Origin of the sequence: Halorubrum tebenquichense DSM 14210 (assembly GCF_000337415.1) — an archaeon.
GTDB lineage: Archaea > Halobacteriota > Halobacteria > Halobacteriales > Haloferacaceae > Halorubrum > Halorubrum tebenquichense.
This window is the reverse complement of sequence record NZ_AOJD01000044.1, coordinates 1-10,923: the sequence shown is the minus strand read 5'-3', so window position 1 is coordinate 10,923 and position 10,923 is coordinate 1. Positions and strand designations below refer to the sequence as shown.

The 10,923-nt window shown below is 65.9% G+C and carries 7 protein-coding genes, 1 tRNA gene, 2 rRNA genes and 1 pseudogene; 3 read left to right on the top strand and 8 right to left on the bottom strand.

Features of this window, described 5'->3' with window-relative positions; genetic code table 11:
* Positions 1–10: 10 nt before the first annotated feature.
* Together C472_RS07470 and C472_RS07465 are read left to right on the top strand one after the other, a co-directional pair.
* Positions 11–1,105 (top strand): annotated as a pseudogene (locus C472_RS07470) (DUF444 family protein); the annotation flags it as partial.
* Positions 1,102–3,174: a SpoVR family protein gene (locus C472_RS07465; RefSeq protein WP_006629207.1), complete on the top strand. Its 2,073-nt coding sequence runs from the start codon at positions 1,102–1,104 to the stop codon at positions 3,172–3,174. The pseudogene C472_RS07470 and the gene C472_RS07465, both read left to right, overlap by 4 nt.
* A gap of 24 nt (positions 3,175–3,198) precedes the next feature.
* Here C472_RS07465 and C472_RS07460 read toward each other — a convergent pair whose 3' ends face one another.
* Together C472_RS07460 and C472_RS07455 are read right to left on the bottom strand one after the other, a co-directional pair.
* On the bottom strand, positions 3,199–3,909 hold the full coding sequence (locus C472_RS07460; protein WP_006629206.1) for an alpha/beta hydrolase: 711 nt from the start codon (positions 3,907–3,909) through the stop codon (positions 3,199–3,201).
* Position 3,910: 1 nt separating this feature from the next.
* Positions 3,911–4,525 (bottom strand): VOC family protein, encoded by a 615-nt coding sequence (locus C472_RS07455; protein ID WP_006629205.1) that lies wholly within the window; start codon positions 4,523–4,525, stop codon positions 3,911–3,913.
* A gap of 153 nt (positions 4,526–4,678) precedes the next feature.
* Here C472_RS07455 and C472_RS17490 point away from each other — a divergent pair, with 153 nt between their 5' ends.
* Entirely contained in the window at positions 4,679–4,855 is a 177-nt protein-coding gene (locus C472_RS17490; protein WP_006629204.1) for a hypothetical protein, read from the top strand.
* A 54-nt stretch (positions 4,856–4,909) separates the two neighbouring features.
* Here C472_RS17490 and C472_RS07450 read toward each other — a convergent pair whose 3' ends face one another.
* From C472_RS07450 to C472_RS16310, 6 genes are all read right to left on the bottom strand, one after another.
* Positions 4,910–6,286 (bottom strand): HD domain-containing protein, encoded by a 1,377-nt coding sequence (locus C472_RS07450; RefSeq protein WP_006629203.1) that lies wholly within the window; start codon positions 6,284–6,286, stop codon positions 4,910–4,912.
* Between the two features lie 13 nt (positions 6,287–6,299).
* Positions 6,300–6,506, bottom strand: a complete 207-nt coding sequence (locus C472_RS07445; RefSeq protein ID WP_006629202.1) for a hypothetical protein — start codon at positions 6,504–6,506, stop codon at positions 6,300–6,302.
* An 84-nt stretch (positions 6,507–6,590) separates the two neighbouring features.
* On the bottom strand, positions 6,591–7,433 hold the full coding sequence (locus C472_RS07440) for a hypothetical protein (RefSeq protein WP_006629201.1): 843 nt from the start codon (positions 7,431–7,433) through the stop codon (positions 6,591–6,593).
* Between the two features lie 106 nt (positions 7,434–7,539).
* Positions 7,540–7,615: transfer RNA gene (locus C472_RS07435), tRNA-Cys, on the bottom strand.
* A 242-nt stretch (positions 7,616–7,857) separates the two neighbouring features.
* Positions 7,858–7,979 (bottom strand): 5S ribosomal RNA (gene rrf, locus C472_RS07430).
* A 145-nt stretch (positions 7,980–8,124) separates the two neighbouring features.
* Positions 8,125–10,923 (bottom strand): 23S ribosomal RNA (locus C472_RS16310); the annotation flags it as partial.

Genomic DNA, 10,923 nt, shown 5'->3' with positions numbered 1-10,923 from the left:
ATGTGTATAAGAGACAGACCCCGAGGAGTTCGCCAAGGAGCTCGACGAGGCGCTCGGCCTCGACCTCGAACCGAAGGGGAAGCGGGTGATCGAGGAGGTGGAGGGCGACTTCACCGACACCGCCCGCTCGGGGCCGCGCGGCACCCTCGACGTTGACGAGTTCTTCAAGCGCGGGCTGAAGCGACACCTCGCGACGGACTTCGACGAGGCGTACGTCCGGGAGGGGCTGTTCGTCGACGGTGCCGACGTCGACGACGTGTTCGCGTGGGCGCGCGGCGACGGCGTCCCCGTCTCCCGGGCGTGGATCGCGGACGCGGCCGCGACGCTCGAAGCCGAGCGGGGCGAGCCAGTGACCGCGCTCGACCGCTGGGAGAGCTTCGACGCGCTCGCCGACGGGGTCGAGCGCGACTCCGTCACGCGCCGGATCCGGGAGGATGGCCTCGACAGCGTCCCGTTCCGGCGCGAGGACGAGCGGTTCCGCCACCCGGAGGTGATCGAGGAGCGCGAGCGCAACGTGGTCGTGATCAACGTCCGCGACGCCTCCGGCTCGATGCGGGAGACGAAGCGGGAGCTGGTCGAGCGGGTGTTCACCCCGATGGACTGGTACCTGACCGGGAAGTACGACGCCGCCGAGTTCCGGTACGTCGTTCACGACGCCGAGGCGTGGGAGGTCGACCGCGAGGAGTTCTTCGGGATCCAGTCCGGCGGCGGAACCCGGATCTCCAGCGCGTACGAACTCGTCGCGGAGATGTTGGAGGAGTACCCGTACAGCGAGTGGAACCGGTACGTGTTCGCCGCGGGCGACTCCGAAAACGCGGGCAGCGACACGACCGAGTCGGTGATCCCGCTGATGGAGTCGATCGACGCCAACCTCCAGGCGTACGTCGAGACCCAGCCCGGCGGCGGCGCGGCGAACGCCCGCCACGCCGACGAGGTCGAGGCCGCGTTCGACGGCGGCGACGGCGTGGCCGTCGCGCGCGTCTCGGAACCCGGCGACGTGACCGACGCGATCTACGAGATCCTCAGCACGGAGTCAGCCGCGGACGACGCCGGGGGCGCGGACGGGGCCGCCCGCGGGCGGACCGACGGGGGTGACCGCCGATGAGGGACGACCGCGTCGAGGCGAAACGCGAGGCCGAGGCCCTCGACGAGCCGGCCCGCGAGGCCCGGGAGCTGGCCGAGCGACTGGGGCTGGCTCCCTACCCGGTGCGGTACTGGGTGGTCGACCACGACCAGATGAACGAGCTGATCGCCTACGGCGGCTTCCAGCGCCGCTACCCGCACTGGCGGTGGGGGATGAACTACGAGCGACAGCGCAAGAAGGACCGCCACGGGCTGGGGAAGGCGTTCGAGATTGTCAACAACGACGACCCGGCCCACGCGTTCCTCCAGGAGTCGAACGCGCCCGCGGACCAGAAGGCCGTCATCACCCACGTCGAGGCGCACGCGGACTTCTTCGCGAACAACGAGTGGTTCGGGCTGTACGCGGACCGCGGCGAGGACGGGCCGAACGCCGCGGCGCGGCTGGAGCGCAACGCGGACCGGATCGGGTCGATCGCGTCGCGGACGGACGTCGATCGCGACGAGGTGGAGCGGCTGATCGACGCCGTGAGCGCCTTGGAAGACACGATCGACCAGCACAGCCCGGTCGACGCCGCGCGGTCGGTCGAGGAGCCGGGCGTCGCGGACGACGTGAGCGGCGACGACGACCCGCTCGCGGCGATCGAAGAGCGGATCGACGACCTCGACATCTCCGAGGAGGTGCGCCGCGACGTGTTCGACGACGAGTGGCTCGAAGCGCGGGGCGAGGGGGTCGAGCCGGAGGACCCCCGCCCCGACGTGCTCGCGTTCCTGCGGGACCACGGGAAGCGGTACGACCCAGAGAGCGGCAAGGCGGTCGACCGCGAGCCGTGGGAGACGACCGTCATCGACGCGATCCGCGAGGAGGCGTACTACTTCGCCGGACAGAAGCAGACGAAGGTGATGAACGAGGGGTGGGCGACGTACTGGGAGTCGGTGATGATGGGCGGCGAGGGGTTCGCCGGCCCCGACGAGTTCCTCACCTACGCCGACCACATGTCGCGGGTGCTCGGCTCGCCCGGCCTCAACCCCTACAAGCTCGGCTTCGAGCTGTGGACTCACGTCGAACGCCGCGCGGCGCGCCGGGACGTGATCGACAAGCTACTCCGCGTCGAGGGAGTGACGGCCGAGAACTTCCACTCGCGGATCGACCTCGACCGCGTCGCGGAGCTGCTCGAGCCGCACCCGGCGATCGCCGGTGCCGGGCCGGCGACGCTCGACGCGCTGGCCGACCTCGCCGCCGAGGGCGACCCGCGGGTCGACGCCGAGGCGGTCGACCGCGCGCTGTCCGCCCGGGGCGGCGACCCGGACGCCGACCCGGGCCCGGACGGCGAGGACGCCCCGGACATCGAGCGCTACCCGTGGAAACTGCTCACGCGCGAGGGGCTCGCCGAGCGACACTACGTCCTCTCGCGGCCCGAACACCGCGGCGCGCTGCGGAACGTCTCCCGGGAGTCGCTGGCCGAGCGGGCGCGGTACCTGTTCGACGTCGACCGCTACGAGACGGTCGAGGCGGCGATCGAGGACGTCGACCGCGCGGCCGGCTGGGACCGGATGGTCGACGTCCGCGAGAGCCACAACGACGTGACGTTCATCGACGCGTTCCTCACCGACGAGTTCGTCCGGGAGGGGAACTACTTCACATACGAGTACAGCCGGGCCGCGGACGAGTACCGCGTCGCGAGCGTCGACGCGGACGACATCCGCAAGAAGCTGCTCCTCCGGTTCACGAACTTCGGAAAGCCGACGGTCGTCGTGCTGGACGGCAACTTCCGGAACCGCGGCGAACTACTCTTAGGCCACCGGTACAACGGGGTCGCGCTCGACGAGGAGTCGGCGAAGGCGACGCTGAAACGCGCGTTCGAGCTGTGGGGCCGTCCGGTCAACCTCGCGACGGTCCGCGTGGAGTACGGCGACGGTGCCGTCCGGCGCGCGAAGCGGCGCGGGGAGGAGCCGGAGGGCACCGAAGCTGGCGTGCGCTTCCAGTACGACGGCGGCGAGGTGACCGAACACGAACTCGACGACGACGTCGAGGCGCGGATCGCGGCCGACGAGGTCGACTACGACACGAAGCCCGACGACTGGCTGGCGTGAGCCGACCCGGAACCCGCTCTCGGCTCAGGCGAGGTCGGCGACCATCGCCGACACGGCCGCGACCTCGTCGTCGTTGATCCCGTGGTCCATCCCCGGGTAGATCCGCTCGTCCACGTCGCCGCCGAGCGCCTCCAACACTTCGGTCGTCTCGTGGACTCGCTCCTCGGGGATGTGCGGATCGGTGTCGCTACAGCCGACGAACGCCGGCGTCCCGACGAGAGGGCCATTGTCGTCGTCGGTCGATTCCCTTTCGCTACCCGTCGCGTCCGCGAGGTAGTCGTCGACGTCGACCGACTCGCCGATCAGGCCGCCGCTGAAGACGGCCAGCCCGCCGTAGCGCGCCGGGTTCCGCGCGACGAACTCGCTCGCGAGGCACGCGCCCTGCGAGAAGCCGCCGACGAGGACGTGGTCCCGGTCGATTCCGGCGTCGACCGCGCCGTCGACCGCCGCGCCGACCGCCCGCAGTCCGGAGGTGCGGCCCGGCTCGTTGTCCGCGACCGGGGAGAGGAAGGAGTTCGGGTACCAGGTGTTGCCGGCGGCGGCGGGGGCGATGACCGCGACGTCGCGGTCGTCGGCGAGTTGCTCGCCGAGGTCGACGACGCTGCGGGCGGTCGCGCCGCGACCGTGGACGAGCACGAGCGCGGCGTCGGCGTCTTCGAGGGGCGTCCCGGCGATGACCAGCGGCTCGTCGCCGTGCGGGTCGTCACCGTCGTGTCCGGGGGCTCGGCCGGCCATCTCAGACCCCGACGCCCGCGTCGGCGTCGGGCAGGTCGTGTTTGTTCACCGGAATCCCCAGCTCCTCAAGCGCGGCCTCCATGTGGCGGTCCTGCGCGAAGTCGGCCCCGTCCTCCTCGCGGAGGCGCTGGGCGGTCGCGAGCACCTCGCCCTTGCGGCCGTCGGGGATCTCGTACTTGTCCGCGGACAGCTCGATGACGAGGCCGTTGTTGTCCTGCGTGTAGATGGAGTGGAAGATGCCGCGGTCGAACACGTTGTACCCCTTCCCGGCCTCCTCGAGGGCCGCCATGATGTCCTCGTACTCGTCGGGTTCGACGCTGAAACACAGGTGGTGGACCGCGCCGGTGCTGACGCGCTGCCCGCGGGCGGACGCCCGGTCGTCACTCACGAACACGGTGAGGATCCGGTCGTCGCCGGTGTCGAAGAAGAGGTGCGTCTGCGAGGGGTCGTCGAGGTTCGGCTGCCGCAACACGAGCGGCATCCCGAGGAGGTCGCGGTAGAAGGCGAGGGTGTCCTCCTCGTTGCTCCCCCAGACCGTGATGTGGTCGGTGCCGCTGGTGTGGAACGGTGCGTCCGGACGCTCCGGCGTGACCGGAGCCGGGTTCTCGTCGCTCATACCGATCCGAAGGCGACCGAGCCGTATAAAATCGAGAGGGACGGGACCGTGACCGGCTAACACCGGTGTTATCGGTCCGCGAGCCAGCCGTCGGCCGAGAGTCGACGGCCGCCGTACCGACGGGGTTTAGCGAGACGGGGCTCGACCGGGGGCATGGAACTCGTGTCCGTCGCGAGCCTGTTGTTACACACCGGTACGGAACACCCGGACGCGCTGTGGATCGCGCTCACCGGCGTCGTCGCGTTCGCGCTCGGCGTCGCCGTCGGCGTCTACGGCCGATCGATGCCGCGCCCCGTCGGATCCTCCGTCGGAGACGGAGACCGCGAATAGGCGGGGCAGAGCGGAGGCCCGGACCGAAACCGTCAGCGATCGCTCGGGCCCGGGTCAGCCCCCGTACTCCGCCCGGAACCGATCGATGAGCCACCGCGTCGCGCGCTTGCGGTGCCCGTCCGGCACGTAGACGAACGGGATGGGGCTGTCGAACGCCCGCTCACCGTACAGTCCCCAGTCGCCGGCCGAGCGCGTCGTCCCGCCGTAGGCTATCGGGATGTCGGCCAGTTCGGAGGGCTCGTACTCGGGCACGTACGACCGCTCGATCCACACGTCGTGGACCGGGACGTCCAGTTCGTCGGCCAGCCCGCGTTCGAGGCGGTCGTCGCCGGAGACGAGCCACTCGCCGAACGCCTCGCGGTCGACGTCGACCCGGTCCGCGTAGGCGATCCGGTGTTTCCAGCAGGTCGTCGGGAACCGACGCGCCCGGTACCGGTCGTACAGCGTCGCGAACGTGGTGTCGGGCCGGTCGCGCGCGAGCCGGCGCAGCCGCTCGGCGACCGTGTTGTCGTCGATCTCGCCGTCGATCACGCCGTCTATCGTCACCGGCGGATCGCCCGTCAGCGCGGCCGCCCGTTCCGTGAGATCACGAAGGAGCGCGTTCGCGTACACCGACTTGTGGTGTTGGGTCACCCACATGTACAGCGCGATCCGGCCTTCGAGGTAGTTGCCGAGCGTCGAGAGCGCCTTCTCGGAGAGCGCCAGCCCCTCGTCGGGGTGTGCGGTGTAGGCATCGACCATGCGGTCGGTGTCGAAGTTCAGCACGTTCGCGCCCGTCATCCAGTTGTCCCGGGAGATGTAGTCGAGCCGATCGACGTCGACCGGCGAGTGGAGCAGCTGTGCGCCCAGCCCGTGCTGCCACGGTCCCCCGCGCTCGTACACGAGGCTGTACCCCAAGACGTACGCGCACACCTCCTCCGGGTCGACCGACAGCGACCGTAGCGCGTCGTCGAAGCGGCCGAGGATCAACAGACAGCTCACGAGTTCGTGCGGGCTCGCGTCGCGGACCGGAGCGTCGCCCAGCCCGGCCTCCCGGAGCGACGCGACGAAGCCGCGGTCCGCGAGCCGGTCCCGTAGCTCCGCCGGGTCGAAGAAGCGCTCGCAGACGTGCGAGAAGGGCGGATGGCCCACGTCGTGGAGCAGACACGCGCACTCCAGCGTCGACTGTATCTCGTCTAACGTCTCCGCCGACGTCTCCCGAGTGAAGTACGGCTCCTCGCGGAGGTTCTCGAAGACGCGACGGCCGAGGTGGTACACCCCGAGGCTGTGTTCGAACCGCGTGTGGTTGGCGGCGGGGTAGACGAGATGCGTCGCCGAGAGCTGTTTGACGTACCGAAGCCGCTGGAACGCCGACGTGTCGATCACACGATCGACGAGCGGGTCGGCGAGTTCGATGTACCCGTGAACGGGGTCTTTGATCTGTGTGGTCATCTGCGGACGAGTGTCACCGCCGCCAGACCGGCGGTGCGACGCCGAGCGCCCGCACGGCGAACGGGTAGCCGAAAGCGATAGCCAGAACGAGCGCCATCGACGCTGCGAACCCAAACCCGCCGACCGTGCGGTCGACGACCGCCAGCGCGACGAACATGGCGACGAACATCACCGCCCAGTGAGGGGCGAGCTGTCGCACCTTCTCCGTTGTCGGACTCATAGTCGAGATAGCGGTCCCGCCGGGTAGTGGCTGTCGATGAGAAATCGGCGGCGAACGGAGCCGACCGCGGTGTCCGGTCGACGATCAGTACCGCGAGGGCATGAACGCCGCCCCGGCGAGCATGATCGACGACAGAACCGAGAGGATGAGCACGCGCGAGAGGCCGCTGTTATACTGGTTGAACTTCTCTATCTCGGCCGTCTGGGACTCGTACGCCTCGATGTCCGTCGTCAGCTGAAGTGTCGACGCGTCCGGGAAGTGAGCGACGTACTCCGTGCCGTCGACGGTCACCATCGAGTGCTGTTCGACCTCGACCGTCTCCGTCTGCGTGGTCTCCCACACGGCGACGGCCCCGTCCGCCGTCACGTCGTCGACGGTGACCGCGTTCCCGCCGTACTGGAGCGTGTCCCCGGGGGCGTACGACCGCTCCTCGGGGTCGGGGAAGTACTCGTCGGCCGGGACCGATGTCGTCTCGCCGGACTCGTCGGTCACCAAGACGAATTCCTCGCCGTCCTCGGACGTGACCGTCTGGTTGTCGGCCGAGTCGTCGCCTTCCAGAATAGCCTGCCGGTCGAGCACCTCGACGAGCGTGAACTCCGAGGGGCTCTCACCGGCTATCTCGACCCGCCACTGGCGGTCGTCGACCGACACCGTCGAGCCGTTCGTCCACGTCTCCGACGTCTCCGTCGTGAACTCCCGTTCGAGCGTGCCGGTGATCACGGTCGCCGCTCCGCCGCCGTGGCCACCACCACCCTCCTCGGTCTCGGAGACGCTCACGGCGTACGATTCGCCACCGATCTGGACGGTGTCACCGTCGGCGGCGTCTACCTCCGGGTTCTCGAACGCGATTTCCGGACTATCGGCCGTCGCGGTCAGCGCGCCCGCCACGCCCGCGACGGCGAGGAACAGCGCGACGAACACGGCCACAGCGCGTCGTTGCATAGTTCACGAATGGGTCACCCAGTGTTTAACGGTTACTAAGCGGGGCAGTTCGCGAGCGGGACTCAACGTTCCGCTTCGAACAGCAATAGAAAGCCAAGGGCCGGATTTGAACCGGCGTTGGGCGGCTCTGCAGGCCGCTGCGTCTGACCGGACTCTGCCACCTTGGCACCAGCCGAACGTACCGCTGTCGAGCGTTTAAGCTTAGCGGTCGCGTGCGAGATCGCGAGCGCGGGGGCTCGCGGGTACATGAAATGAAAACAGCCCGCGGGCATTACGCCCGCGGGCTGAATAGTGAGAGCTAATCGCTNGATCGCGAGCGCGGGGGCTCGCGGGTACATGAAATGAAAACAGCCCGCGGGCATTACGCCCGCGGGCTGAATAGTGAGAGCTAATCGCTCTCGTATGAATGGCGAGGCGGCGACTCGTGGTTCCCAGAGGATCGCTCACTCCAGTACTTCACGATACGCTGGTGGGCTTAACTTCCGTGTTCGGAATGGGTACGGGTGTTTCCCCACCGCTCTGGCCGCCTTCATGCCGACTCTCGGATTCGAACCGAGACTCTCCTTGCTTTTCCGCGTGGAGAGACTCCAGTGTCGGTCGCGGTTCGATATCAACCGTGTAAATCGTGCGATCCAGTTACCGCCTGAACTCATGCGAGTCGTGGCGCGTCAGCGCCAATGAATGTGGCTCGGTCTGTTAGTTCTCGTGGGCTTAACACCTCGTTGCCTCGGTGCGTACACCCCGAGTCTATCGAACTCGTCTTCTACGAGTGACCTCTGTGGTACCTCTTTTCCATGTGGGTTTCGAGCTTAGATGCGTTCAGCTCTTACCCCGTGTCGCGTGGCTACTCGGCAGCTGCCCTTCCGGACAACCGATACACCAGTGGCGACCAAACGTAGTTCCTCTCGTACTATACGTTCGTTCACGTCAGGTACCTCACACCCCCAATAGATAGCAGCCGACCTGTCTCACGACGGTCTAAACCCAGCTCACGACCTCCTTTAATAGGCGAACAACCTCACCCTTGCCCGCTTCTGCACGGGCAGGATGGAGGGAACCGACATCGAGGTAGCAAGCCACTCGGTCGATATGTGCTCTTGCGAGTGACGACTCTGTTATCCCTAAGGTAGCTTTTCTGTCATCTACGGGTCCCATTCCGGAACCTCGTAGGTTCGCTAGACCACGCTTTCGCGTCAGCGTTCCTCGTTGGGAAGAACACTGTCAGACCATCTTTTGCTCTTGCGCTCTTCGCCGGATTCCCGACCCGGCTGAGATGATCTTCGGGCGCGCTCGATATCTTTTCGAGCGCGTACCGCCCCAGTCAAACTGCCCGGCTACCGGTGTACTCCTCCCGGAGTGAGAGTCGCAGTCACCGACGGGTAGTATTTCAATGCTGACTCGGTGGCGTGCTAGCGCACGTACCTGTGTAATGTCTCCTACCTATGCTGCACATCGGCGACCACGTCTCAGCGACAGCCTGCAGTAAAGCTCTATAGGGTCTTCGCTTCCCCTTGGGGGTCTCCAGACTCCGCACTGGAACGTACAGTTCACCGGGTCCAACGTTGGGACAGTGGCGCTCTCGTTTATCCATTCATGCAAGCCGCTACTGAAGCGGCAAGGTACTACGCTACCTTAAGAGGGTCATAGTTACCCCCGCCGTTGACGGGTCCTTCGTCCTCTTGTACGAGGTGTTCAGATACCCGCACTGGGCAGGATTCAGTGACCGTACGAGTCCTTGCGGATTTGCGGTCACCTGTGTTGTTACTAGACAGTCGGAGCGCCCGAGTCACTGCGACCTGCTCTGTAGAGAGCAGGCATCCCTTCTTCCGAAGGTACGGGACTAACTTGCCGAATTCCCTAACGTCGGTTCTCCCGACAGGCCTTGCCTTGCGCTGGCAGAGCACCTGTGTCGGATCTCGGTACGGACATTATGCTTGCCTTTTCACGGGCCCTATGTACGGCTGACTTTCGCTGTTTCGCGTTTCGCTCGCTTCGTGCCGTGACGGCGTCCACGAGTTTCCACGATTCGACCGGGCGAGTGCCCGGCTCAGCGTTCCACACGGCGTCGGCGTTTACTGCATAATGGCGCTGGAATATTAACCAGCTTCCCGTCGGTGTAGTCAAGTTGTGGTACACCTTAGGACCGGCTAACCCTCGGCTGAACGGCAGTGCCGAGGAACCCTTGCTCTTCAGGCCGTCGAGGTTCTCACCCGACTATCGCTGCTACTGTGACCAGGATTGTCGTTACTGGACGGTCCACACGAGCTCTCGCCCGGGCTTCCGTCCGACCAGTACGCCAACCTACGCGGTTGCCCCTGTCAAGGGCACGGCCAGGTCTCGGTGGTAGATTTGAGCCCCGATCATTTTGGGCGCCTCAAACCTCGGCCGGTAAGCTGTTACGCTTTTCTTAGCGGGTAGCTGCTTCTAAGCTCACCTCCCGGCTGTTTAGGGCTTGAGACCACCTTCGAATCGCACTTAATCTACACTTTGGGACCTTAACCCGGCTCTGGGTTGTTCCCCTCACGGTACACAGGCTTACCCCGCGCACCGGACTCCCATCGTCTACAGCGCCTGCGGGTTTGGAGTTCGACAGGATGGCCGACTCCTCTCGGAGGCGGGTCATCCAATCGGTAGCTCTACCCCGCGGGCTACCTCGGATGAGGTCATGCTTCGACATGTTTCGGTTGGAACCAGCTGTTGCCAGGCTCGATGGGCCTTTCACCCCTACACACGAGTCACGAGAGGGTATTGTAGAACACCAACTCTAACAGGCCTCCACGTGGCTTTCGCCACGCTTCACCTTGCTCGCGCGTAGATCGCCTGGTTTCGGGTCGCACCCAATTGACTCCCCGCGCTTGAACACGGTGGCCCTCGCAATGCTGCGGCCGTATCGGTTTCCCTGCGCCTTCCCCGGTTCACGGGTTAGACTCGCCAATCAAGTGCACTCCCTGGGTCGTTTTTCAAAACGCACGACACGACGCCGGCTCGTCTCTCTTCCTACTAGAGAATCGCTTCTCGGTCGTTTTGAGAGACGCCTTGTACGCCCTGTCGCTCGATCGCCAGCTGATTTCAGGCCCTATTGCACCGCCCTTTTCGGGGTGCTTTTCAGCGTTCGCTCACGCTACTTGTTCGCTATCGGTCTCGAGGAGTGTTTAGCCTTCTCAGGGGATGCCTGAGATGTTCATAGAGGATATCCGACCCCTACTACTCTGGATTTGACGCCATCCGTACTGACTCATCTTACGGGGTTGTCACCCTGTTTCACGCTCCGTTCCAGGAGACTTCAGATGAGTTGTCGAGATTTGGTTGTCAACCCGAACACCACATTGGTCCGAAGACCTTCGGTTTGGGCTGTGTCGCGTTTACTCGCAGTTACTGACGACATCGCGTTTGCGTTCTTTTCCTGCCCTTACTGAGATGTTTCAATTCAGGGCGTTCCCTATTGCGCGTGGCAATTGTTGAACGGATTCCGATT